The sequence below is a fragment of the Gluconobacter potus genome (assembly GCF_015244705.1).
Taxonomy (GTDB): Bacteria; Pseudomonadota; Alphaproteobacteria; order Acetobacterales; family Acetobacteraceae; genus Gluconobacter; species Gluconobacter potus.
Genome location: NZ_JABCQF010000001.1, coordinates 148,304 through 171,392 on the forward strand (window position 1 = coordinate 148,304; position 23,089 = coordinate 171,392).

Annotated in this window: 20 protein-coding genes; 10 read left to right on the top strand and 10 right to left on the bottom strand. The window is 63.2% G+C overall.

Annotation, left to right across the window (positions count from 1 at the left end):
- The first annotated feature begins 20 nt into the window (after positions 1 to 20).
- Positions 21 to 758: a DUF4097 family beta strand repeat-containing protein gene (locus HKD31_RS00705; protein ID WP_194263971.1), complete on the top strand. Its 738-nt coding sequence runs from the start codon at positions 21 to 23 to the stop codon at positions 756 to 758.
- Here the strand turns inward: HKD31_RS00705 and HKD31_RS00710 are convergent.
- The 5 genes from HKD31_RS00710 to HKD31_RS00730 form a co-directional block, all read right to left on the bottom strand.
- Positions 749 to 1,546 carry an RluA family pseudouridine synthase gene (locus HKD31_RS00710; protein ID WP_194263970.1) on the bottom strand — a complete coding sequence of 266 codons (798 nt, stop codon included), beginning with the start codon at positions 1,544 to 1,546 and terminating at the stop codon, positions 749 to 751. The genes HKD31_RS00705 and HKD31_RS00710 overlap by 10 nt on opposite strands.
- Positions 1,536 to 4,253 carry a DNA translocase FtsK gene (locus HKD31_RS00715; protein WP_194264115.1) on the bottom strand — a complete coding sequence of 906 codons (2,718 nt, stop codon included), beginning with the start codon at positions 4,251 to 4,253 and terminating at the stop codon, positions 1,536 to 1,538. The genes HKD31_RS00710 and HKD31_RS00715 overlap by 11 nt, the downstream gene beginning before the upstream one ends.
- A 119-nt stretch (positions 4,254 to 4,372) precedes the next feature.
- The gene (gene rsmD / locus HKD31_RS00720) at positions 4,373 to 4,972 is read right to left on the bottom strand and encodes a 16S rRNA (guanine(966)-N(2))-methyltransferase RsmD (protein WP_194263969.1); all 600 of its coding nucleotides are present in this window, start codon (positions 4,970 to 4,972) and stop codon (positions 4,373 to 4,375) included.
- 3 nt (positions 4,973 to 4,975) lie between these two features.
- Positions 4,976 to 5,770, bottom strand: coding sequence for a pseudouridine synthase (locus HKD31_RS00725; RefSeq protein ID WP_062496960.1), 795 nt, complete (start codon positions 5,768 to 5,770; stop codon positions 4,976 to 4,978).
- Positions 5,767 to 6,513, bottom strand: a complete 747-nt coding sequence (locus HKD31_RS00730) for a gamma-glutamyl-gamma-aminobutyrate hydrolase family protein (protein WP_194263968.1) — start codon at positions 6,511 to 6,513, stop codon at positions 5,767 to 5,769. The genes HKD31_RS00725 and HKD31_RS00730 overlap by 4 nt, the downstream gene beginning before the upstream one ends.
- A gap of 51 nt (positions 6,514 to 6,564) precedes the next feature.
- Between HKD31_RS00730 and HKD31_RS00735 the strand changes: the two genes are divergently transcribed.
- From HKD31_RS00735 to HKD31_RS00745, 3 genes are all read left to right on the top strand, one after another.
- Positions 6,565 to 7,026: a nucleoside deaminase gene (locus tag HKD31_RS00735; RefSeq protein ID WP_255520117.1), complete on the top strand. Its 462-nt coding sequence runs from the start codon at positions 6,565 to 6,567 to the stop codon at positions 7,024 to 7,026.
- Between the two features lie 118 nt (positions 7,027 to 7,144).
- The gene (locus HKD31_RS00740) at positions 7,145 to 8,707 is read left to right on the top strand and encodes a Do family serine endopeptidase (RefSeq protein WP_194263966.1); all 1,563 of its coding nucleotides are present in this window, start codon (positions 7,145 to 7,147) and stop codon (positions 8,705 to 8,707) included.
- A 115-nt stretch (positions 8,708 to 8,822) separates the two neighbouring features.
- Positions 8,823 to 9,035 carry a hypothetical protein gene (locus tag HKD31_RS00745; RefSeq protein ID WP_194263965.1) on the top strand — a complete coding sequence of 71 codons (213 nt, stop codon included), beginning with the start codon at positions 8,823 to 8,825 and terminating at the stop codon, positions 9,033 to 9,035.
- A gap of 14 nt (positions 9,036 to 9,049) precedes the next feature.
- Here HKD31_RS00745 and HKD31_RS00750 read toward each other — a convergent pair whose 3' ends face one another.
- Positions 9,050 to 10,312 carry a lipopolysaccharide biosynthesis protein gene (locus HKD31_RS00750; RefSeq protein ID WP_338085506.1) on the bottom strand — a complete coding sequence of 421 codons (1,263 nt, stop codon included), beginning with the start codon at positions 10,310 to 10,312 and terminating at the stop codon, positions 9,050 to 9,052.
- 295 nt (positions 10,313 to 10,607) lie between these two features.
- On the opposite strand from HKD31_RS00750, the gene HKD31_RS00755 reads away from it, so the two are divergent.
- Positions 10,608 to 11,723: a CDP-glycerol glycerophosphotransferase family protein gene (locus HKD31_RS00755; protein WP_194263964.1), complete on the top strand. Its 1,116-nt coding sequence runs from the start codon at positions 10,608 to 10,610 to the stop codon at positions 11,721 to 11,723.
- Positions 11,724 to 11,729: 6 nt separating this feature from the next.
- Here HKD31_RS00755 and HKD31_RS00760 read toward each other — a convergent pair whose 3' ends face one another.
- Together HKD31_RS00760 and HKD31_RS00765 are read right to left on the bottom strand one after the other, a co-directional pair.
- Positions 11,730 to 13,088 carry an L-serine ammonia-lyase gene (locus tag HKD31_RS00760; RefSeq protein WP_194263963.1) on the bottom strand — a complete coding sequence of 453 codons (1,359 nt, stop codon included), beginning with the start codon at positions 13,086 to 13,088 and terminating at the stop codon, positions 11,730 to 11,732.
- Positions 13,089 to 14,153 (bottom strand): threonine aldolase family protein, encoded by a 1,065-nt coding sequence (locus tag HKD31_RS00765; protein ID WP_338085507.1) that lies wholly within the window; start codon positions 14,151 to 14,153, stop codon positions 13,089 to 13,091.
- An 83-nt stretch (positions 14,154 to 14,236) separates the two neighbouring features.
- Between HKD31_RS00765 and folD the strand changes: the two genes are divergently transcribed.
- The 3 genes from folD to HKD31_RS00780 are packed head-to-tail and all read left to right on the top strand — an operon-like array spanning position 14,237 to position 17,932.
- Positions 14,237 to 15,151, top strand: coding sequence for a bifunctional methylenetetrahydrofolate dehydrogenase/methenyltetrahydrofolate cyclohydrolase FolD (folD, locus tag HKD31_RS00770; RefSeq protein WP_194263961.1), 915 nt, complete (start codon positions 14,237 to 14,239; stop codon positions 15,149 to 15,151).
- Positions 15,148 to 15,900: a methylenetetrahydrofolate reductase gene (locus tag HKD31_RS00775; RefSeq protein WP_194263960.1), complete on the top strand. Its 753-nt coding sequence runs from the start codon at positions 15,148 to 15,150 to the stop codon at positions 15,898 to 15,900. Before folD ends, HKD31_RS00775 begins: the two co-directional genes overlap by 4 nt.
- Positions 15,901 to 15,931: 31 nt before the next feature.
- Positions 15,932 to 17,932 (top strand): M1 family metallopeptidase, encoded by a 2,001-nt coding sequence (locus HKD31_RS00780; RefSeq protein WP_194263959.1) that lies wholly within the window; start codon positions 15,932 to 15,934, stop codon positions 17,930 to 17,932.
- Between the two features lie 140 nt (positions 17,933 to 18,072).
- Here the strand turns inward: HKD31_RS00780 and HKD31_RS00785 are convergent, their stop codons facing one another.
- Both HKD31_RS00785 and HKD31_RS00790 read right to left on the bottom strand, forming a co-directional pair.
- A complete protein-coding gene (locus HKD31_RS00785; RefSeq protein WP_194263958.1) occupies positions 18,073 to 18,495 on the bottom strand; it encodes a flagellar biosynthesis regulator FlaF in 423 nt (140 codons plus the stop codon).
- 133 nt (positions 18,496 to 18,628) lie between these two features.
- Positions 18,629 to 20,131 (bottom strand): flagellin N-terminal helical domain-containing protein, encoded by a 1,503-nt coding sequence (locus tag HKD31_RS00790; protein WP_062496979.1) that lies wholly within the window; start codon positions 20,129 to 20,131, stop codon positions 18,629 to 18,631.
- A 178-nt stretch (positions 20,132 to 20,309) separates the two neighbouring features.
- Between HKD31_RS00790 and HKD31_RS00795 the strand changes: the two genes are divergently transcribed.
- The gene (locus tag HKD31_RS00795) at positions 20,310 to 21,542 is read left to right on the top strand and encodes a putative DNA modification/repair radical SAM protein (RefSeq protein ID WP_194263957.1); all 1,233 of its coding nucleotides are present in this window, start codon (positions 20,310 to 20,312) and stop codon (positions 21,540 to 21,542) included.
- A complete protein-coding gene (locus HKD31_RS00800; protein WP_194263956.1) occupies positions 21,539 to 23,041 on the top strand; it encodes a UdgX family uracil-DNA binding protein in 1,503 nt (500 codons plus the stop codon). The genes HKD31_RS00795 and HKD31_RS00800 overlap by 4 nt, the downstream gene beginning before the upstream one ends.
- Positions 23,042 to 23,089: the final 48 nt, after the last annotated feature.

Consider the following 23,089-nt stretch of genomic DNA (forward strand, 5'->3'; position numbering starts at 1 on the left):
AGCCGGAAAGATCCCATCCCATGAACCGTTTTATGCTCTCTCTTCCCGTCCTCGCCCTCGGGACCGCACTGGCCTTTCCGGTCTGTGCCGCGCCGCTGAGCCAGTCCTCAATTTCGGACGACATTTCCCAGTCCACCCTGCCCGAAGGCGGAAAGTTCTCCACCGTCAGCGGAGATGTCACCGTCGGGACATCGGACGGCCCCCTGTCCGTCCGGACCGTCAGCGGCGACATCCATGTCACGCAGTCCCACGGCCCGCTCGATGTTCATACGGTCAGCGGTACGCTGGATGTGGATCACGCTGCCGGAGCCGTCGAGGTCCGCAGCGCGAGTGGAAACGTCACGCTGGATCACGCGGACGGCGCCGTCTCCATCCGCACCATGAGCGGCGAGAGCACTCTCGATCACGCCGGCCGGGATATCATGATCCGCAGTATCAGCGGGGACATGACCCTGATGCTCGACGCTGCCTCCCAGATGCGCACGATCGATATTGGCACGATCAGCGGCGATATGACGATCCATCTGCCGCATGGTTTCGGCGGAACATTCGACATCCGCCTGAAACAGCGCCGTTCAGAGACGACGCTCCCTCTCCAGCAGTCCCTCGGCCTCACGGTGCAGATGGGGAACTGGGAAAAAGAATCCGGAAATTCGGAAGAGGTCCGGACGATTACAGCCACTGGCAAGGTCGGCGATGGCCGCGATCACATCATCGTCCGCAGCGTGGCCGGGTCCCTGAAGCTCGTTCAGGACTGAGCGTTGCTTTCAAAGCCCATCGCCCGCAGGCTCGCTGCCATGAACTCTGGTGGCGGGGCCTGTGCGCTGAGCGTGTCGGACGGCAGGCTCAGTTCCAGACTGCGGGCCAGAAGATGCAGCCCCGGCAGGGCTGAGCCGTCCGGAGCAGGCATTCCGTAAACCGGATCGCCAAGGATCGGCGTGCCCAGTTCCGCGCAATGGATGCGCGCCTGATGCGTGCGCCCCGTAAGCAGTTCCAGTTCCACCCAGCACAGACCCTTGCCACGCCCCAGAACCCGCCAGCGCGTGCGGGCTTCGTCGCCCTTCGCATCGACGACTATCCGCCAGCCCGAGGCATCAGACTGACGCAGAAGCGGCGCGTCGATCTCGCCGCTATCCTGCGGAAGATCACCCACCACAACGGCCCAGTACAGCTTGCGGACCTGCCGCTCCTGAAACGCCTTCTGCGCCTCGATCAGCGCCGTCTTGCGCCGTGCGACCAGCAGACAGCCGGACGTGTCCGCGTCCAGCCGATGCGCCAGCCACGGTCCCCCGCGTGGATGCGGGAGCAGCCGTGTCTCAACGGAATCCTGCGTGGAGGGACCGGGATGAACTGCCAGCCCAGCCGGTTTACTCAAGATAAGAAAGCGGGGTGTTTCCAGCAGGACGGGAATGTCCATGCCGGGGTGAAATGGGGTGCGCGGCCCTTCCGGGGCAGGGGAGGCGGCCTGTTGAGGCAGGCGCCGTGGTTTGTGTGCGTTGCGCGCGGCTTTTGCGCGCCGGATCCGGTCTTTCCGGTCAGTCTTCATGCTCTTCCTTGCGGCGGATCAGGATCTCGCGTTTGCCCACATGGTTGGCCGCACCGATGATGCCTTCCTTTTCCATCTGGTCGATCAGCTTGGCCGCGCGGTTATAGCCGATGGAGAGATGACGCTGGATGAAGCTGGTGGAGGCGCGGCCTTCACGCATGACGATGTCCACCGCCTGATCGAACAGGCTGCCTTCCCCGTCACCGCCCGAGCCGGACCCGGCCGTCAGGCCGCCCGCACTGTCGTCGTCCTGTCCGGAGACCACGTCGTCGTTATAGATCGGGTCGCCCTTGGAGCGCAGATCCGCCACCACGGCCTCAACCTCGTCATCCGCCACGAACGGGCCGTGGACACGCGTGATGCGCCCGCCGCCCTGCATGAACAGCATGTCACCCTGGCCCAGAAGCTGCTCGGCGCCCTGTTCCTGAAGGATGGTGCGGCTGTCGAATTTGCTGATGACCTGGAAGGAAATACGGGTCGGGAAGTTGGCTTTAATCGTGCCGGTGATGACGTCAACGGAAGGCCGCTGCGTCGCCATGATGACGTGAATGCCGGCCGCACGGGCCTTTTGGGCCAGACGCTGCACCGCCGTCTCGATTTCCTTGCCTGCGACCATCATCAGATCGGCCATTTCATCGATGACGACGACGATATAGGGCAGGTTTTCCGTCGCGACCTGCTGTTCGTCGAACACCGGGCGGCCCGTCTCGGGATCGAAGCCGGTCTGCACCCGCTTGGTGACCATTTCGCCCGTGGCGCGAAGCTGGTTTACGCGCTCGTTGTAGCCGTTGATGTTGCGGACCTGAAGCTGCGCCATCAGGCGATAGCGGCGGTCCATTTCCTGCACGGTCCATTTCAGCGCGCTGACGGCCTTGGCAGGTTCTGTCACGACCGGCGTCAGGAGATGCGGGATGCCATCATAGATTGAGAGTTCGAGGATCTTGGGATCGATCATGATCAGGCGGCACTCTTCCGGGCTGAGCCGGTAGAGCAGCGACAGGATCATGGCGTTCACGCCGACCGACTTACCCGAACCCGTCGTACCCGCGACGAGCAGATGCGGCATTTTCGCGAGGTCCGTATAGACCGGCACGCCGGCAATATCCTTGCCGAGCGCGATCTGCAGACGCCCGGTGCCGTTCAGCCATTCCGGCGTGCGCAGCAGTTCGGAGAAATAGACCGTCTCGCGCTTGGCGTTCGGGACTTCGATACCGATCACATTCCGCCCCGGCACGGTCGCGATACGCACGCTCAGCACCGAAAGCGAGCGCGCCACATCGTCGGCCAGTCCGATCACGCGGGACGAGCGGATGCCCGGTGCGGGCTCCAGTTCGTACAGCGTGACGACCGGACCGGCATGGATATCGCCGATCGTGCCCTGCACGCCATAATCGGCCAGAACGCTTTCCAGCAGACGCGCATTGGACTGAAGCGTCTCCTGCGACGGACCGGTTACGGCATGCGGCGGCGGCGGGTTCAGCAAGGCGAGGGGCGGCAGTTCCCAGCCGGTCGTCACGGCATTGCGCGGCGGGGCAGGGCGGGCCGGTGCGGGCTCGGGCGGGCGTTCGGGACGGCGCATCCCGAACAGGCCGCGCTTCTGCGGCTCGGGCTCGGGTGGCGTGTCGATGCTGCTCTGCGGCAGGTCCTCGTCCATCTCGTCGTCGATCTGGCGCCGCACGGGCGGCAACGGCGTGTCGCGCTGGCGGGCGATCTGGGCCAGACGCTCGGCATAGGGGTTGGACGGGACATCCTCTTCTTCGGGGGCGGCGGTCTGGCGTGCGCGGGCGGCCGCGGCTTCCGTCTGGCTGACCGCGCGCGTTTCCGCAGCAGGCTGGCTGTAGGGATCGTCCTGCGTTTCCATCGGCGGCTGCATCCAGCCGGTATTCTGCGGCACGAAGGGCGCGGGACGCGAGCGCGGATCGCTCTTGCCGAAGCTGCGGCGCAGGAAGGAGAGGGGGGCCGCATCCGCAGCCGGAGCGCCACCGGCGGGGCTCGGCTGGAATTCATACATCCGCGGATCCGGAGCCGGGCGATCGGTTGTCTGCGGACCGTTCATGCGTTTTGCGAGCGAGAATGGCTGGCGGCCCAGAAGCATGAGCGTCTGGCCCAGCGCGCGCCATTCGCGGGCTTCAAGACCCATGGCCAGCGGGAGCAGAAGCCCCATCAGCAGCAGGACCAGAATGACAGCAATCGCGTTCCCGGCGGCTCCGGCTTCCGCATGGGCCGCGTCCAGCAGGCGATGCGCGCAGGACACGCCCATTTCGCCGCCCAGACCGCTGGCGGTCGGCCAAGCGACCTCCAGTCCGGGAATGAGAAGCTGGAGCGTGCCGATAAACGTGGCGCTGGCGGGCAGGAGGGCGAGGGCGGCCACGATCCGCAGGATCGGCAGGCTCATGCCGTGATGACGGACCATGCGCCAGGCCCAGGCCAGAAGGATGACGATCGGCATGCCGCTGCCGAGGCCGAGCCACTGGATCAGCCCGTCCGAAATGGTCGCACCCGTGCGGCCCAGCAGGTTTGTCGGCTGTGTTCCGGTCGAGGTGTTGAAGGACGGATCGTGCGGATTGAAGCTCCACAGGGCGATCCCGACTGCCACGGCGAAGATCAGCAGGACAAGCCCGAGCAGCTCCATGCAGCGTGCGCGCAGGGCACTGCGCAGTTTTGGTGTCATGTGCCGGTCATGCGCGTCGCGGACGATGTTGCGCACTGTACTGGTCGATCGGCTGAACGCGGCCAAGTCTCGTCACCCCGTCGGTTTTCTGGATTAGCGGCTTGTAAAATTCACTCTGAACTATAGCCGACAGGGTACTGAATACAGAGGGAAAATTAAGGAAAAGTGGAGGAATGCTTCCAGATCGTCACCTTCGCGGCGCCGAAACGACGCTCGCAGAGGATTTCTGGCGTCAATGTGGGCATAAAGTGTTCGGAAGGTGGCACGATGGGCGTGAATTCTTCTGTGGCCCCCGTCTCGGCCACGATCAGCGCGCCTTCCGCCAGCCAGCCGGTCCGCGCCAGCGCCCGCAGACCCGACTCGACCAGCCCCTTGCCATAGGGCGGGTCCAGAAAAACCAGCGTGTACGGTTCGCTGGCTTTGGGCGGATGCGTGACGCTGCAACTCAGGACACGGGAGCGGTCCCGGGCCTTGCAGATGTCCAGATTGGCACGCAGGGCCGCCAGCGCGTTCCGGTCGCGTTCGATGAAGGCGGCTTTCTGGGCCCCACGCGACAGGGCTTCGAGGCCCAGTGCGCCGGTTCCGGCATAGCAGTCCAGCACGAGGGCCTGTTCCAGCTCGTCCTGCCCGTACCAGGGCGCATGGGCGAGCATGTCGAAAATCGCCTGTCGCGTGCGGTCCGATGTAGGGCGCGTGCTGGTTCCGGACGGCGCGGTCAGGGCGCGGCCCTTGTTGTCTCCTCCAACAATCCGCATGGATCAGCGCGTCCGGTGACGCTTCGGCGCGGGAAGGTCCGGCACCTGTTCACGCAGCGTCTTGCCCGGCACTTCCTCAAGCTCGCGCGCTTTCAGCGAACCAAGCTGGAACGGCCCGTAGGACAGGCGGATCAGGCGGCTGACATGCAGATTCAGCCCTTCCATGACGCGCCGGATTTCGCGGTTCTTGCCTTCGCGCAGACTGACCGTCAGCCAGGAATTGTCGCCTTTTGTGGAGTCCAGCGCGGCCTCGATGGAGCCGTAGCGCACGCCTTCATATTCAAAACCGTCGATCAGCGAGGCCAGACGCTTCTCGTCCACGACACCGAAGACGCGCACGCGGTAACGGCGAACCCAGGAATTGCCCGGTAGCTCAAGGCGGCGGGCCAGTTCGCCGTCATTGGTCAACAGCAGCAGACCTTCGGAATTGATGTCCAGACGCCCGACACTGATAACGCGCGGCATGCCCTCAGGCAGCGTGTCGAACACGGTCTGGCGGCCCTGCGGGTCCTTGTGCGTCGTCATCAGGCCATCGGGCTTGTGATACCGCCACAGGCGCGTGCGCTCGGGGGAGTCCACGGGCTTGCCGTCCACCAGCACGATGTCGCCCGGCTGCACGAAGGTCGCCGGATGCGTGACGATCTGTCCGCCCAGCTTGATGCGGCCATCCTCGATCATGCGTTCGATATCGCGGCGGCTGGCCACGCCGGCGCGGGCCAGTGCCTTGGCGATGCGCTCGCCTTTCGGGCCGGAGGTTTCCATCTCGGGGGCGGTGTTTTCGGTATTGTCGTCGGTCATCGTGCAGTCTCCACAAGCGCCGCATACAGGCGACGGTCGCCGGGGTCGAGGGAGAATTCGGGATGCCACTGCACGCCAATGGCAAAACCGGGGCCTTCAAGCTCGATGGCCTCGATCGTTCCATCCGGTGCGCGGGCGCAGATTCTGGCCGCTCCGGGGTCGCGCACGGCCTGATGATGCGAGGAGTTCACCGCCATACGGTCCGTTCCCACGATCTGCGCAAGTTTCGTGCCGGGAACGATTTCGACGTCATGTCCCGGTTCGTGGCGCGGGTTGGGCTGTTCGTGTTGCAGGTCCCCCGGTTGCTCTTCCGGCAGATGCTGGATCAGCGTGCCGCCGGCTTCCACGGCCAGAAGCTGCATCCCGCCGCAGATGCCCAGCACCGGCTTGCCCTGCGCCAGTGCAGCCCGCAGGAGCGCCAGTTCGGCGGACGTCCGGGCCGGGCGAGGGCTGGTCAGCGGATGGGGTGCCTCACCATACAGCGCCGGATCGACGTCAAACGCGCCCCCCGTGACGATCAGCCCGTCCAGCCGCGCCATCAGGGCTTCGGCATCGCAGTCATAGCCCAGACAGACCGGCATCCCGCCCGCATCGCTCACGGCCGTCAGGTAATTTTCCCGCAGCGCGTGGAACGGATAACGCGAGAACTGCCCCGGCCCACCGGCTTCATGATCCAGCGTCAGACCGATCAGGGGGGCGCGGCGCGAAGGGGATGGACGGGGAAGGGTCATGCGCTGCATCATCGCATCATGATTCAGGGTGAGACAAGGATTCAGACGGATATCGGCCCGGCCATGCAGACCGCGTTGCAGGCCGCACGCGAGGCGGCATCGTGTGGTGAAGTGCCGGTGGGCGCGGTCGTGCTCGCGCCGGACGGAAGCGTTCTGGCGGTTGCGCGCAATCATGTGGAAGGGGCACATGACGCTTCCGCCCATGCCGAACTTCTGGCCATGCGCGAGGCGGCCGCGCGATTGAAAAGCCCGCGCCTGACGGACTGCACGCTGGTCGTGACACTGGAGCCATGCCCGATGTGTGCGGCGGCGATTGTGCATTTCCGGATCGGGCGTGTCGTGTTCGGGGCCTATGATCCCAAGGGTGGCGGCGTGGAACATGGGCCACGTATTTTTGAGCGTCCGTCCTGTCTGCACCGTCCTGAAGTGATCGGTGGCGTGTGCGAGCGGGAGGCATCGGAGATGCTGAAAGCGTTTTTCCGCAGGCTGCGCGTCGCGTCGCAGAAGAGCCTTCCGGACGCCTGAATTCACAGTCCGTCATGAACTTACGGATGTTTCACACGCCGGTCAGCTTGCGGAACGGGAACGGGGTCCATAGTTCAACGCTATAGCCATGATGTTTTCGTAACCAGTCGGGATTGACATGACCTCACGTTTTCGCGCGTCCCTCTCCGCCCTTGCTGCCACCACCATGCTGGTTTCGGCGCCGTTCGCTTTCGCGGACACGCCCTCGGCCGCCCCCCAGGCCGGTGCCACGACAGCCGCCAGCGGAGCCATCAAGCCGCAGACGGGCGTTCAGACGCTTCCCAACTTCGTCAATCTCGTCAAACAGGTGAAGCCGGCCGTCGTCTCCATCACGTCCCACATCAAGGCGGATGTGGCCGATGAGGAGGAAAACGGTCCGGGCGGCGGTGGCGGCGGACAGGGTGGCGGCATGCCGTTCCCGTTTCCATTCCCGTTCCAGATGATGCCGCAGCAGCAGCCCAACCGCACGGTCGAGGCCCGCGGCTCGGGGTTCATCATCTCGTCTGACGGCTATGTCGTAACGAACAACCATGTCGTGAACGGTGCGACCAAGGTCACGGTCACGCTCGATGACGGCACGACGCTGCCCGCCAAGATCATCGGCCGCGACCCGAAGACGGATGTTGCCCTGCTGCGCGTCAAGCCGACCGGCAAGCTGCCGTTCATCGAACTGGGCGATTCCGATGAGGTCCAGCCGGGTGAGTGGGTCATCGCCGTTGGCAATCCCTACGGTCTGGGCGGCACGGTGACGGCGGGTATCGTTTCCGCGCTGGGGCGTGACCTGCATTCCGGCGCCTATAACGACTTCATCCAGGTCGATGCGCCGATCAATCACGGTAACTCCGGTGGTCCGCTGTTCACACAGGACGGCAAGGTCGTGGGCATCAACTCCATGATCATCTCGCCCAATGGTGGTGGGTCGATCGGCATTGGTTTTGCGATCCCGTCCGACACTGTGAAATCCGTCGTGAGCCAGCTTGAAAAGACCGGCCATGTCACGCGCGGCTATCTTGGTATTGAAGGGCAGGACATCTCGCCGACCATGGCGCAGGCTCTGAACCTCCAGTCCCCGGAACCGGGTGCTCCGCCGCGTGGAACGCTGGTGGCTTCCGTCTCCAAGGGCAGTCCGGCCGAGAAGGCGGGTATCAAGAGCGGCGACGTTGTCACCACACTGAACGGCAAGCCGATCAAGAATGGTCACGATCTGGCGGTGAAGGTCGTCTCCATCGCACCGGGAACCGCTGCGACGCTGGGACTGCTGCGTGACAGCAAGCCGATGACGGTGAACTTCACGGTCGGCAACCTGTCCGCCCAGGATCATTCCTCGGGTGATGCCACTGACAGTTCGCAGTCCGGTGCGGGCAAGCTGGGCGTGTCCCTGGCATCGCTGACACCGCGGGCGCGTCAGGAACTGGGTCTCGATGACAGCGTGCAGGGTGCAGTCGTGGCCGATGTCGTGCAGGGCTCCCCGGCCGATCAGTCCGGTATCCGTCCGGGCGACATCATCGTGGCGGTCGGCAACCACGTCACGCCGTCGCCCAAGGCCGTTGTGGCGCAGGTGCATGAGGCGCTGGGCCGCAAGCAGCCGCCGCTCCTGCGGATCCTGCGTGACGGACAGCAGCTCTTCGTCGCCGTCTCCCCGAATGGTTCGGACGACGACAGCTCCGACGACGGCCAGTAAGTCAGGCGTCCGGGCAGCAGTCCTGAAAGGCGGGAAGGGTCAGACCTTCCCGCCTTTTTCATGTTTGTATTCCATATCGAATCCGGAATATGTTCATCGTTCCGGATGGAATGGGATGTCACGCAATGGATCTGGCTACGGTCGCCGGCGGCTCTGTGCGATTGCATGGGCCGCGACCGGAGATGATGCGAAGATCAAGACCCGTTTCAGGGCGCTCTCAACACGCAAAAAGATCCTGCTCGCTCTGGAATTGATTTTCGTGGAAGCGGCGGTGACGGGTTATGCCGTCTTCCATCATGCCTCCCATGCCGGGCATCTCCCGCACTGATCCCAGCCTGGAATTCAGCGCTCCGTCTTGCCAATCCGGTCATAGAAGAACCACACGCCCAGCATCTGCGAGAGCAGGATCGTCGCATTACACGCCGCCGTCGACAGACAGGCGCCCGCCAGCCCGAAATGCCGGGTCAGGACGTAAAGCGCGGGGAAATAGACCGCCATGATGGCCGTGCGGTTGGTCATGAGGAACTTCACATGCCCTACGACGATCAGCAGCGGCTCCAGTGGGATGACCAGCAGGCTGAACACCGCCGCTAGCAGCATGATGGAAATATAAAGCGACGTGTGATGCACATGGACATGCAGTAGGAAGCGGAAAATCGTCGAGCCAAAGAACGCCGAGAGCAGCAGAAGCGCGACTGAAAGCCCGCTCAGAACGCCGAACATCTTCCAGGTCACGCGCTTGAGGCCGCGCCAGTCCTGCCGGTCCCGCATCCGGACCAGTTCGGGATAAAGGACCGGAGAGATGAGCTGCGCGGGGGTGACGATCCCGTCGGCGATCTGGCGGCAGACGCGGAACACGGCTGCCTCGGCCGGGCCCAGACCGTTGCCGACCAGTAGGGTTGCGACATGGCCGGACATGTTGCCCAGCGTCTGGTTGACGCTGGCGGCGCGCGTGAACTGCCACATGCCCGGAAGCTGCCAGCGCCAGTGCCGGAAGGCCCGGAAATACCGGAACTGGAATTTCCGGCGCAGGATATCCAGCGCGTAATGGATGTAGAAGCCGTAATCGATGACGATCGTCATTGCCCAGACGAACAGGAAATATCCGAGCTTGAGATGCAGCACATAGCCCAGCAGGACGCCGAACGTCTTCGCAAGGGCCGCACAGCTGTCGATGATCGGGACGAGATGGAATTTCCCCGCCATCCGCAGGATGCCGTTCGCCCAGCCTGAATACATCAGCGGGCTGACGAAGACATACAGGTCTGCCAGAAGCCGGACATGGGCGGACCAGTGTGCGGTGTGTCCGTAGATCTGCACGCCCACCAGGCCGAACATGATGGCGAACGCGGCCGAGAGCGTGTCGAGGCGGATGCAGAAATGGATCACCCGGTGCAGAAGGTCCGTATCGCCATTGCCGAAGCTCTCGCTGCCGAAACGGATCAGCGTCTGCCAGGACTGCATCCGCGACAGGACCGAACTGGTCGAGGCCAGCGAATGGATCAGGATCAGCAACCCGAAATCGGACAGGCCCAGCGCCCGGACAGCCAGGGCGATATAGATGAAGCTGCACAGCGCATTGGCGATGCGGCCGAGGGTGAGCACGCTGACGTTTCGGAAAATGGATCTGAAAACGGAGCGCTCGCCGGACATGCGGGCCTTACTGACCACAAAGCCCCGAAACTGTCCATGCTGCGTGTCCGTCCCACAGAGGAATGTTGCGGAAGGCGGATGCTTCTTGACAGCGAACGGTCAGGGATTATGAAGAAATTATTACACATCTCGTTGCCAGGGTTCCTGCAGACGGGATCTGGCAGCGATCCGTTTTTTCCTGAAGGCCACACCACGAAAAAATGCAGGTTTCAGCCTGTTTTTTCAGGCAGGACGCATCTCATCAGCCATGAAAATCGCCTTCATCTACATCGCTGAACCGTATCAGTGCTACCACACGGCTTCGGTCGCCAGTGCCCTTGCCGCAATTCCCGGTCATGACGTGGTGGAGTATTACAGCTTTCCGGAAACGGTAGAGCATCTCTCCCGCATCCGCCAGGCGCTGGACGTTCCGGCTCCACCGCTGAAGGCTTTTCCAAAGTCTCTCAAGGCCCGTCTACTGAAGCGCGCAAGACGCCTCGATCAGGAGCGCCTCGTGGTGCTGCGCGAGAACATTGCCGAGCTGAACCAGTACGATGCGGTGGTGGCGACGGAATACACGGGCGGTGTCCTGAAGGAGATGGGGCTTGCCGGCCCGAAACTCATCCTGCTCATGCACGGGGCCGGAGACCGCTACGTCAATGACGAGCATCTGGTGCGCGAGTTCGATCTGACGCTCGTGCCCGGTCCGAAAGTTGAGAGCTATTTTCAGGATAGGGGTCTGCTGCGTCCGGAGACCACCCGGGTTGTCGGCTATCCGAAATTCGACGTGTTCGAGGCCGTGCAGCGGGAAAACACGGTCTCATTCGCCAATGGACGGCCGTTCGCGCTGTACAATCCGCACTACCAGCGCAAACTGACCTCGGCCTCAGGCTGGATGATGCCGCTGATCCGGGGCTTCAAGGCCCAGAGCGACTACAATCTTGTAGTGGCCCCCCATATCAAGACCTTCCACAGGGGCTTCGGCATCCGCGAGCGTCAGCTCAAACGCCAGCGCAGTCCGGAAGTACTGGTCGATACAGGGTCGTCCGCCATGCTGGACATGACCTACACGTCCCAGGCCGCGCTCTATATCGGCGACGTCAGCAGTCAGGTTTACGAGTTCCTGGCTATCCCGCGCCCCTGCGTCTTTCTGAATCCGCGAAAGCTCCCCTGGCAGGACGATCCGTATTTCCTGCACTGGACGCTCGGGGAGGTGGTGGAGGATCTCGACGATCTCATGCCCGCCATCGCCCGCGCACAGGAGCGTCATGCGTTCTATCGCCCGGCGCAGGAAAAGCTGTTTCGCGAAACCTTTGGCGAGCCGCTTCTGGGGGCGTCCCAGCGTGCGGCCGATGCCATCGCCCAGTTCATGATTGCGGCCTGAGCGCCCTCAACATTCGGGAAAATTGACTGCCAGACCGCCGAGTGATGTTTCCTTGTAGCGGTGGTTCATGTCGCGGCCCGTTTCGGCCATCGTGCGAATGACCTGATCGAGCGACACATGATGCGCGCCATCGCCGTGCATGGCGAGGGACGCTGCATTGACGGCCTTGATCGCCCCGAAGGCATTGCGCTCAATGCACGGGATCTGCACCAGTCCGGCCACCGGGTCGCAGGTCATGCCCAGATGGTGCTCCATCCCGATCTCGGCCGCGTTTTCCACCTGAAGCGGCGTGGCATCCAAAGCCGCAGCAAGTCCGGCAGCGGCCATTGAAGATGCAACGCCGACTTCGCCCTGACAGCCGACTTCCGCGCCTGAAATCGACGCATTCAGCTTGAACAGTCCGCCAATGGCTGCGGCTGTCAGCAGGAACCGGCGCTGCCCGTCGAGCGAATATTCGGGGCAGAACTCGCGGTAATAGCGCAGTACGGCCGGGATCACGCCCGCAGCCCCATTGGTCGGTGCCGTAACGACGCGCCCGCCAGCGGCGTTTTCTTCATTCACGGCAATGGCGAACAGGCTGATCCAGTCCATGATCCCATGCGCGGAGGGCTGGTTGCTGCGGCTCTGTTCCTGAAGCCGTTCGTATAGCGCAGCAGCCCGCCGGCGTACGTTCAGCCGCCCCGGCAGTGTGCCGGAACGGTGCAGCCCGGCCTCCACGCAGTCCATCATCACGGAGACGATCCGGTCCAGATACGCCTCGACCTCGGCGCGCGGGCGCAGCACGCTCTCATTGGCCAGAACCACACCCGCGATATCGAGCCCCGTTTCCTGCGTGCGGGTCAGGAGTTCCGCGCCGCTGGTGAAGTCATATGGCATGTCGGGCTGGGCATAGGTCGCGGTTTCGGTCGCCTGTTCGGGGACGATGAACCCGCCACCCACCGAACAGAACCGCGCACAGGCCAGCAGGCGGTCTTCGGCATCGAACGCCTCGAACTGGAGCGTGTTGGGATGAACCGGCGGGATGGTCTTCGTATCGAGGACGATGTCTGTTTCCGGATCGAAGGACGTGGGATGTCCTCTGAACGGGATCAGATGCGTCTGGTTCACGGAGGTCACGATGCTGTCCGCCAGCATCGGGTCCATCGTGTCGGGCTTTTCTCCTGCCAGCCCTAGAATGACGGCGCGGTCCGTCGCATGGCCCCGCGCCGTCCAGGCGAGCGAGCCGTAAAGCGTGACGCGCAGACGCGCCACATCCGCCGCATGGGGCAGGGTGTCTGCGAAACGTGCTGCAGCGCGCATGGGGCCGACAGTGTGCGAAGAAGACGGACCGATACCGATTTTGAACAGGTTGAACAGGCTGATCATTCAGGCGGCAATCTCTGCAAGCAGTGCGTCAACGTCCTGCTCGCGGGTGTAAAAACTTGGCACAAGGCGGATGAGCGTGCCTGACACACCCTCGGGCGTCGGCCAGCGATAGAAGGCGTAGCCCGCGGCTTCCAGGTCCTTGACGAGAAGGTCCGGCAGGATGACGAAGACCTCGTTGCCCTGCGTCTCGAACGGAAGCTGCGCTCCGGCATGACGGCGCAGACCCTCGACGATCCGCTGCGCCATGGCATTGGCATGCGCGCTGTTCTTCAGCCATAGCCCGTCTTCCAGCAGGGCCAGAAGCTGTGCGCTCAGGAACCGCGCCTTGGACCACAGATGGCCGCTGCGCTTGATGCGCCGCTCGAAATCCTTCAGCGCCGGGCGCGTGCGCTCATTGACGAAGAACACGACCGCTTCCGCCGCCAGCGCTCCGCATTTAGTCCCTCCAAAAGACAGGACATCGATCCCGGCCTTCCATGTCGCTTCCGCCGGGGTGCAGCCCAGATGCGCGATGGCGTTGCTCAGCCGCGAGCCGTCCAGATGCACGGGCAGGTCCTGCTCATGGGCGATGCCGCACAGCGCCGCCAGATCCTTCAGGGCATAGACCGTGCCCCATTCGGTCGCCTGCGTCAGGGACAGCGCCTGGATAGGGGGCTTGAGAATCCCGCCCTGCGCATTGGCCCGCAGACCCGTCCGCAGGGCCTCAGGGCTCATCCGGCCATCGGCGGAAGGCAGCGTGACGAGCTTGGCGCCATGCATGAAGAATTCCGGCGCCCCGCCCTCGTCATTGCTGATATGCGCGCTCTGGTCGCACAGCACCGCGCCATAGGGCGCCACGAGCGCGGAGAGCGCCAGACTGTTGGCCGCAGTCCCCGTCACGACGGGGAAAACCGCGACTTCTGCCTCGAAGACCTCGCCGAACCGCGCATTCAGGGATCGGCTGAGGATATCATCGCCATAGGATCCGACGCTGCCTTCATTGGCGCGCATCATGGCCTCCATCACGGCGGGGCAGGCGGGGGAAACATTGTCACTGGCGAAGTTCTTGCGTATTTCGTCGGTCACGAGACCATCCTCAGTTCCTGCGGCCGTCACGGCCTGTTCGTCAGCGTAACTGAAATGACTGCCAGTTGTCATCCGGAGTGCCCATGAGCATGTTGTCCCCTGAGAAGCCTTCCGAACCGGCGAAGATCATTGACGGCAAAGGCATTGCCCGCGCCCTGACCGATCAGGTGGGCCGCGAAGTGGCAAAGTTCGTCGAGCAGGGCAATACCATTCCGGGCCTTGCCGTCGTTCTGGTGGGCAATGATCCGGCCTCTGAAGTCTATGTGAAAAACAAGGCGATCCAGACCCATCGCGTGGGCATGCGCTCCTTCATGCACATGCTCCCGCAGAGCACGTCGCAGGACGAACTGCTGGACCTGATCGCCCAGCTCAACGCCAACCCGAAAATCCACGGCATTCTGGTGCAGCTTCCGCTCCCCGCCCAGATCGATCCGGTTGCAGTGACGAACGCCATTGCCCCGCACAAGGATGTGGACGGTCTGGGCGAGGTCAATGCCGGACGCCTGTCGCTCGGGATCGACGGGATCGTACCCTGCACCCCGCTGGGCTGCCTGATGCTGCTCCAGTCCGTGCACAAGGACATGACCGGCATGCACGCCGTGGTGATCGGCGCGTCCAACCTTGTGGGCAAGCCGATGGCGCAGCTCCTGCTCAAGGAGAACTGCACGGTCACGGTCGCGCATATCCATACGCGCAACACGAAGGAACTGGCCCGGGAAGCGGACATTCTGGTCGTGGCGACGGGCAAGAGCGGTCTGGTCCGCGGCGACTGGATCAAACCGGGTGCGACCGTGATCGATGTCGGCATTACCCGCGTCCCGGCCGAGAACGGTAAGACCCGCCTGGTGGGTGACGTGGCATTCGACGAGGCGCTCCCGATCGCCGGTCACATCACGCCGGTTCCGGGTGGTGTTGGTCCGATGACGATCGCCTGCCTGCTGCACAACACGCTTCAGGCCGCCCGTGCGACGCAGGCGGTCGTGGACGCGTCTTCATGACCCGCGTTTCGGTCGAGCTGGTTCCGCGCTCCCCCGAGGCCCTGCTGACGGATGTGCAGACCGTCCGCGACGTTCTGCCGCAGGTCAGCACGCTGAATGTTCCGGATCTGATGCGCTTCGACCTGCGCAGCTACGACGCCGCTTCGCTGATCACAAAACAGGCGCCGTTCGAGGTCATACCGCATATCCGCGCCGTCGATATCGCGCCGGGCGCACCGCTGCCGGGTGCGGACCGTCCGGAGCTGACGTCCATCCTTGTGGTCGCCGGGGATCCTCCGCCGGCCGGAAGTGACTGGAAGGTCTATCCCAACACATCCGCCCAGATCATCGAGCGCTACCGTCGTGAAGCGCCGCATCTGAAGGTCTATGCGGTGTTCGACCCCTATCGCCGCGCCCCGTATCAGGAACTCGAGGATATCGCCCGCAAGCGCGACGCCGGGGCCTGCGGGTTCTTCACGCAGCCGCTGTTTGACATTCCGATGCTCGAATACTGCATGGACTGGCTGCGGGACGACACGGTGTTCTGGGGCATTTCTCCCGTTCTGGGCGATAAATCCCGCCGTTACTGGGAGCGCGTTAACCATGTGGTATTCCCCCGCGACTATGACGGAACGCTGGAGGGCAACATCGCTTTTGCGCGCCGGATACTGGATGTTATCCGCAGGAAAAACGACAATGCCTATCTGATGCCCCTGAAAGTTGACCTGGCATCCTATCTGGGAGCGCTCAGCGATATTATAACGGGATAACATCGAACCACGAATGGAGGGTCCGTCCCGGATGTCTGTGCGCCTTTTTCTGCTTCCCCTGCTGGGAGGCGTGCTCGTTCCCGCGGCCCTGCTGCCCGAGACCGTTACTGCAAAAACACTCGCCGATCCGGCAGCCGTCTTCGCGCCCCTGACCCTCCCCGATGCTCCGAACGCTTATCGCTCAGGGTCGGGTCTTCCGGGTCCGCAATACTGGCAGAACCGCACGGATTACGTCATCCATTCGCGGATCGACACACAGGCCCATGTCCTGCACGGCTCCGAGACCGTGACCTACAGCAACAACAGCCCCGAGGCGCTGGACGTCCTGTGGCTCCAGCTTGACCAGAACATCTATCGCTCCGATACGCGCTCTGCGATCGGTGCGGTCGCCACCAGTCATAATCTGGCCGGCAACCATACGGATGGCATGGCGATCGAGCGCGTTTCGGTCGTGCAGGGCGGGCGCGAAGTGGATGTGACGCCCCTGATCTCCGACACGCGGATGCAGCTCAAGCTGCCGCGCACGATCGATCCGCATGGTGTGGCTTTCGTGAAGATCGACTGGCACTACACGCTGCCCGGGCCGTGGGGCGGCCGCACGGCGGTCACGCCGACACGCGAAGGCGATATCTATGAAGTCGCACAGTGGTACCCGCGGCTGAGCGTTTATGATGACCGTCGCGGCTGGAACACGCTGCCCTATCTGGGGCAGGAGTTCTTCCTGGAATATGGCAGCTTCGATTACAGCGTCACCGTGCCCTGGAACTACACGCTCGTGGGCTCCGGCGCGCTACTCAATCCCGAACAGGTCCTGACTCCCGTCGAGCGCAACCGGCTGGCACAGGCGGCGCAGAGCGACACACGCGTCATGATCCGCACGCTCGATGACATTACCGACCCGAAAAGCCACCTGAAGCAGAGCGGCGAAGTTACCTGGCATTACGGCATGCGCAATACGCGCGACGTGGCATTCGCGGCCTCACCCGCCTTCGTCTGGGACGCTGCGCGGATCAACCTGCCGCCGATCGCGCCCTGGGCGAACTATCACCCCGTGCCCCGGCTTGCGATGTCGGTCTATCCGCGTGAAGGGATCGGGCCGCATGGCTGGGATCGTTCGACAGATTACGTCAAACACGCCATCGAATATTTCTCGTCACAGTGGTTCGAATACCCTTGGCCGAACGCCGTCAATCTGGGCGGTCATGGCGCGGGCATGGAATATCCGGGCATCGTCTTCGACGGCATGAGTGACCGCGATCCGGAACTGTTCTGGATCACGACGCATGAACTGGGCCATGGCTGGTTCCCGATGATCGTCGGCACGGACGAACGTCGCAACGCCTTCATGGACGAGGGCTTCAACACGTTCATCGACGTCTATGCGTCCGACCACTTCAACAATGGCGAGTTTGCTCCCAAACGGGATTCCGAATTCGCGCCCAAAACCGGCAATCCCGCGCAGGACATCGTCCCGGTTCTGACCGATCCGGACGCGCCCGTGCTTATGACGGCTGCGGACAGCGTGTCCGAAAAATACCGCCATAGCGTGACCTATTTCAAAGGCGCTTACGGCCTGAAGCTGTTGCGTGAACAGATCCTCGGCCCGGTCCGGTTCGACGCCGCTTTCCGGCGCTATATTTCCGAATGGTCGTTCAAACACCCATCACCGTCCGACTTCTTCCGTCTGATGAGCAGCGAAGCAGGTGAGGATCTGGGCTGGTTCTGGCGTGGCTGGTACTTCACCAATGCCGCCCCTGACTATGCGCTGGGCGATATCCATCACGATGCCGGAAAGCCCGCGACTGTGCAGATCCGTAATTACGGCGCGCTCCCGCTTCCTGTTCTTCTGCGGGCGGACTATGCGGATGGTAAATCCGAGGAAATCCGCATTCCGACAGAGGCCTGGCGCCAGAGCAGCGACATCGTTGTCTCGCTGCCGGTGCATGATGGGCTCAAAGCCGTCACGCTGGACCCCGATCACGTCATCCCGGATATTGACCGTTCGGACAACCGGATTGCCGTCACTCCCTGAGGTTACGGAAAAGTGCGGGGCACAAAATGCCTCGCACTTCTGTCGCGAATAGGGCACGAAAAAGGGCGCCTGGCTGAGCCGGCGCCCGGAAACAGCATATCAGAACCGAAAATGGCAGGACCAGACAGTCCTGCCGGATTTCAGCCCACGAGTTCCAGTGAGGATTTCGTCGGGCTCGTGGAATAGGCGCCGGGCATGGCGGGTGCCACGTTTTGCGGCGCCGGCGCTGTGGCCAGGCCCTCGATCATGTCGTTATTGATGTCGATGAGGGGCTTCAGATCCTTCGGCGCGTTGAAAGCGGAATTGGAATAACGCATCGACCAGGATCCGACCTTGATCAGATCGTCGCGCAGAACAGGCGGTAGCGGGCAGTCGACCCGCTCGACGCTCAGGGACAGCAGGCTCCAGAGCTTCAGATTGGCCGCCAGAGCCGCAACCTTTGCCGCGTGATCGGAAGCCTGCGTCAGCAGGGTATTGACGTGCCGGAACGCCATGACTTCGACTTCCCGGGAAGAAAGGTAGCTTCCGGACTGTTTCTGATACTGTGAGGATGCGTAAGTCACGAAGGCAAACTCCTTTCGGGAAAGACTGTTTCAGAAGCCGCTGCGGGATGAGGCAGCAGGTTTCTGAAGCAGTCCTGCGTATGGCGAGGGGGCTGAAGGGTGCCGGATAAACCGGCTCCCTTCAGAAACCTGATCAGCCGCGGAAGAGGCTGAGCAGGGTGGAAGACTGCGAGTTCGCAATCGACAGCGACTGAACGGCCAGCTGCTGCTTCGTCTGAAGCGAGGTCAGCTTGGCGCTCTCTGCTGCCAGATCGGCGTCCGTCAGGGCGCCAACACCCGTCGTCAGGGCGTCGGACAGGCTGGACGTCGTGGTCTGGAGGTTGGAGATCGTCGAGCTGGAGTAACCGATCGTGGAGGCCATCCGCGTGACGCTCGAAATTGCGGCCTGAACAACCGCACTGACGACCGAGGCGCCGGTGACTGCGGTTGCTGTTACGCCGGTTGTGGTGGTCGGAGTTGCAAACACACCTGCTGAGACTGTGCTCAGCTGGGTGCTTGTTGCGTCGATGGAGTTGCCGGCAATCGTCAGGTTGTTGCTGGAATCGCGGGACACGCCGAAGCCCTGGTATTCCATGGCTTGGGTTACCAGATCGACCTGTTCGACGCTCTGTGCGCTCGACGTGCCACCCGTGGTGCTCAGGGAAGATGCGGAAGATGTATTGACGTCCGTGATGACGGACTGGGTCGTCACGTTTCCGTTGGCGTCGAATGCCGTGTTGGCGGTGTAGACGGAGTTGCCGTTGCCGTCCGTGGACTGGACGATGCTCTCTCCGTTTTTCAGCGAGTAGGTAATCGATCCATCTGATGCCGTCGTCTGGGAAACGATCGCATCAGTCGAACCTGAAGAAGTCAGCTTGCCATCTGTACCGAGCGTGAAATCACCACTGGTTCCGCCAACCGCCAGGCTGACCATATCCAGAGCAGTGCCCTGTCCAGCGGTGCTCTGGTCATCCGCTATGAAGTCGTAGGTGACAGACGGGCTGGCCGCGGTAGCGGTCGCAGTGCTCGAAGCGGCTGTGGTATTCTTCAGCTGGAGGACGTTATTCGTCGCCAGTGCATTGTCGGTCGTGCTGCTGCCAAGAGCCAGGGAGGAGCCGGACATGTCCATGCTCAGGTTCGTCAGGCCGAGACCCGCAGACGTCGCATTGAAGCCGTTCTGCGTGAACATCGTGCCCTGGGAGTCCATGGCGGTCGACAGGCTCGTATAGGTCGTGCCGTTGCCCGTCGCGCCGGACAGCAGGTTCACGCCCTCGAACTTGGAACCCGAGGCGGCGGAATCGATGGAGGCCAGCGTCTGGGTGATGGCGGCATTCAGCGTTGAGTTGTCAACGCCCGTCGTGTTCGTGCCGAGTGTGGTTGCGAGGGACTGCAGGGAAGCTGCGATGCTCGACAGGCCTGTCGTCGCCGTGTTCAGCACCTGAGCGGAGAACTGAAGGCCCGTCGAAACGCCCGACAGGGTCGAGAGCTGGGCGGTCATGTTCTGGGCAATGGAATACATTGCGGGATTGTCGGACGCCGTGTTGACCGACTTGCCCGTGGAGACCGCGTTTTCGGTCGCGGTCAGGTCAGCCGTCGTCTGGTTGAGGCTCTGGAGTGCGGCCATTGCCGCAGTGTTCGTATTGATTGACAATGACATTGAATCTGTTCTCCGTCGGTGCAGGTTTGCGGAGTCAGGATAGGGGGGAGTGGTTAACGGAAGCTGAATCCGTACCGTTAAAAAAAGCCCCCCGGAAATAAGGGAAAACTGGGAAACAACTGGTTAAATTCACGATTTTTCTTGCGATTCATATTCTGGAACGAAATAAGAACACGCAATGAAGAAATCCCTCTCCCAGCGCCTGGCGATTCTGTCCGATGCGGCGAAATACGATGCGTCCTGCGCGTCGAGCGGATCGGGGCGCAGGGACTCGGCAAAAAGTGGCGGTCTCGGCTCCACGACGGGAAACGGCATCTGTCACGCCTTCACGCCAGACGGGCGCTGCGTGTCGCTGCTCAAGATCCTGCTGACCAATTTCTGCGTCTATGACTGCGCCTACTGCATCAACCGCTCGTCCTCGAATGTGGAGCGCGCCCGCTTCACGCCGGAGGAGGTCGTGTGGCTCACGCTGGAGTTCTACCGGCGCAACTGCATCGAGGGGCTGTTCCTGTCCTCGGGCATCATCCGCTCGTCCGATCACACGATGGAACAGCTCGTTCAGGTGGCACGGGATCTGCGGCTGAAGCACGGGTTCCGGGGCTACATCCATCTCAAGACCATCCCCGATGCGTCGCCGCGCCTGCTGGAAGAAGCGGGGCGTTATGCGGACCGTCTGTCGATTAATGTGGAAATGCCGACCGTGGCCGGGCTGGAGCAGTACGCACCGCAGAAAAAGGCGGCCGGTATCCGGCAGGCGATGGGCGAGATGCGCCTGAAAATCGACGCGGGCAGGGAGCGCAGCCATACCGGCCGCCGGGCCGAGCGCTTCTCGCCGGGCGGGCAGAGCACGCAGATGATCGTGGGGGCGGATGCGGCGTCCGATCAGGATATCCTTGCCAGCAGCGCCAATCTTTACGGCTCCTACGGACTGCGGCGGGTCTATTATTCGGCTTTCAGCCCTATTCCCGATGCTTCCGCACTGTTGCCGGCGAAAAGCCCGCCGCTTCAGCGGGAACACAGGCTCTATCAGGCGGACTGGCTGTTCCGGTTCTATGGGTTCGCCTTCGGGGAGCTGACGGCCGGGCGTGCGGATGGGATGCTCGATCTGGAGCTGGATCCCAAGCTGGCTTGGGCGCTGGACAACCGGGCGCTGTTCCCGGTTGATCTGAACCGGGCATCGAAGGAAATGCTGCTGCGGGTGCCGGGGCTGGGGGTCAAGGCCGTCGCTGCCATTCTCAGGGCACGGCGGCATCAGGCGGTGCGGCTGGAGGATCTGGCGCGGCTGAATGTCTCCATCCGCAAGGTGCGCCCGTTCGTGCAGACGCCGGGCTGGAGCCCCGCCCGCCTGACCGACCGGCAGGATCTGCGCAGCCTGTTCAGCCCCGCGCCACAGCAGATGAGCCTTCTGTGACCCGTTATGTCCTGACGCTTGAGGATAGTGCGGCCTTTGAACCTTGGCGGGAGATGGCGCGGGCAGCCTTGCAGCGCGCGATCCCGCCTGAGGCCATCGACTGGCGCATCCGGGGTGGCGAGACGGATCTTTTCGGCCAGATCACCGATGATGGCGATGGACTGGAAGCGCTGACGGCCCTGCCTGTCGTGAAAACCGTGACCTTGCGGGCATCCTGCATCGCGCTGCTGCGGGACCTGTTGTGCCATTCCGATCCCGGTCGGTTCGCGCTCGCCTACCGGATCGCCTGGCGGGTGCAGGGCAATCCGCATCTGCTGGAAGTGGTGACGGATGCCGACATCACCAGGGCGCGGATCATGGTGCGGCAGAACCGGGAGGACTGCCACAAGATGGCGTCTTTCCTCCGCTTCCGGGAAGAGCCGCTCCAGCAGGGCGAAGAGCAGGACGGGAGACGGAGGCGCTTCCTCGCCTGGTTCGAGCCGCAGCATCATATTCTCGAACGCATCGCCCCGTTCTTCTCCAGGCGCTTTACGGACATGGACTGGGTGATCCTTACCCCGCGCGGATCGATCCGCTGGGACGGGAAAGGGCTGGTCTGCAGTCCGGAACCCTGCAAGCGACCGGAACTGGACGACGGGTTCGGGGAACTGTGGGACACCTACTATGCCTCGACCTTCAATCCGGCCCGTGTGCGCACGAAAGCGATGCGCCGTGAAATGCCCGGCCGTTACTGGAAGAACCTGCCGGAAACCCGCCTGATCCCGCAGCTCGTCGCCGGAGCCGAGGCGCGGGTGCGGACGATGGCGGAACAGGAACTCCGGCCCGCACCGGCCTTTCATGAGCGTCTGCGGGCCCGGGAGCAGCTTCCGGCCGAACTGATGCCGGATGTGGCGGAGAACCTTGAGGATCTGGCCGCTCGGGTCCGGACCTGCACGGCCTGTCCGCTGCACTGCTCGGCGACGCAGGCGGTTGTGGGAGAGGGGCCGGCAGATGCGCGCATCATGGTCGTCGGAGAGCAGCCGGGCGATCAGGAGGATCTGGCAGGGCGGCCATTCGTCGGTCCGGCAGGGCAGCTCCTGCATGAGGCACTCGGAGAGGCCGGGGTCGATCGCGGCGCGCTGTATCTGACGAACGCCGTCAAGCATTTCCGCTTCCGCCTTCAGGGACGGCGACGCATCCATCAGAACCCGGAGGCAGGGCATGTGGCGGCCTGCCGTCCCTGGCTGGAGCAGGAAATCGCGCTGATCCGTCCGAAACTCATCGTCTCGCTGGGGGCCACGCCGCTCAGGGCGCTGGACGGACCGGGCATGGCGATGTCGGATGTGCGCGGAACGTCATGGACGGTGGGGCGTGGCGAAAATGCTGTCTGGCGTCTGGCACTTGCCCATCCGTCCTGGTTGCTGCGGCTGGGAGAGGGTGCGCAGGGAGACAGCGAGCGACAGCGCTTCGTCGAGGGGCTCGCCCGTCTGCGGGACTTTACGGATCAATCGGGGTCGTAAGCGACAGGACAGGGGACGCTGCCGGGAGAATGGAAACGGATCAGTTTT

Excerpts from the sequence above, each read along its gene's own strand:
- HKD31_RS00790 (WP_062496979.1), bottom strand. The coding sequence starts at position 20,131 with ATGTCATTGTCAATCAATACGAACACTGCGGCAATGGCCGCACTCCAG.
- HKD31_RS00705 (WP_194263971.1), top strand. The coding sequence starts at position 21 with ATGAACCGTTTTATGCTCTCTCTTCCCGTCCTCGCCCTCGGGACCGCA.
- HKD31_RS00755 (WP_194263964.1), top strand. The coding sequence starts at position 10,608 with ATGAAAATCGCCTTCATCTACATCGCTGAACCGTATCAGTGCTACCAC.
- folD (WP_194263961.1), top strand. The coding sequence starts at position 14,237 with ATGAGCATGTTGTCCCCTGAGAAGCCTTCCGAACCGGCGAAGATCATT.
- HKD31_RS00740 (WP_194263966.1), top strand. The coding sequence starts at position 7,145 with ATGACCTCACGTTTTCGCGCGTCCCTCTCCGCCCTTGCTGCCACCACC.
- HKD31_RS00775 (WP_194263960.1), top strand. The coding sequence starts at position 15,148 with ATGACCCGCGTTTCGGTCGAGCTGGTTCCGCGCTCCCCCGAGGCCCTG.
- rsmD (WP_194263969.1), bottom strand. The coding sequence starts at position 4,972 with ATGCGGATTGTTGGAGGAGACAACAAGGGCCGCGCCCTGACCGCGCCG.
- HKD31_RS00735 (WP_255520117.1), top strand. The coding sequence starts at position 6,565 with ATGCAGACCGCGTTGCAGGCCGCACGCGAGGCGGCATCGTGTGGTGAA.
- HKD31_RS00780 (WP_194263959.1), top strand. The coding sequence starts at position 15,932 with ATGTCTGTGCGCCTTTTTCTGCTTCCCCTGCTGGGAGGCGTGCTCGTT.
- HKD31_RS00795 (WP_194263957.1), top strand. The coding sequence starts at position 20,310 with ATGAAGAAATCCCTCTCCCAGCGCCTGGCGATTCTGTCCGATGCGGCG.
- HKD31_RS00745 (WP_194263965.1), top strand. The coding sequence starts at position 8,823 with ATGTCACGCAATGGATCTGGCTACGGTCGCCGGCGGCTCTGTGCGATT.
- HKD31_RS00710 (WP_194263970.1), bottom strand. The coding sequence starts at position 1,546 with ATGAAGACTGACCGGAAAGACCGGATCCGGCGCGCAAAAGCCGCGCGC.
- HKD31_RS00730 (WP_194263968.1), bottom strand. The coding sequence starts at position 6,513 with ATGATGCAGCGCATGACCCTTCCCCGTCCATCCCCTTCGCGCCGCGCC.
- HKD31_RS00760 (WP_194263963.1), bottom strand. The coding sequence starts at position 13,088 with ATGATCAGCCTGTTCAACCTGTTCAAAATCGGTATCGGTCCGTCTTCT.
- HKD31_RS00725 (WP_062496960.1), bottom strand. The coding sequence starts at position 5,770 with ATGACCGACGACAATACCGAAAACACCGCCCCCGAGATGGAAACCTCC.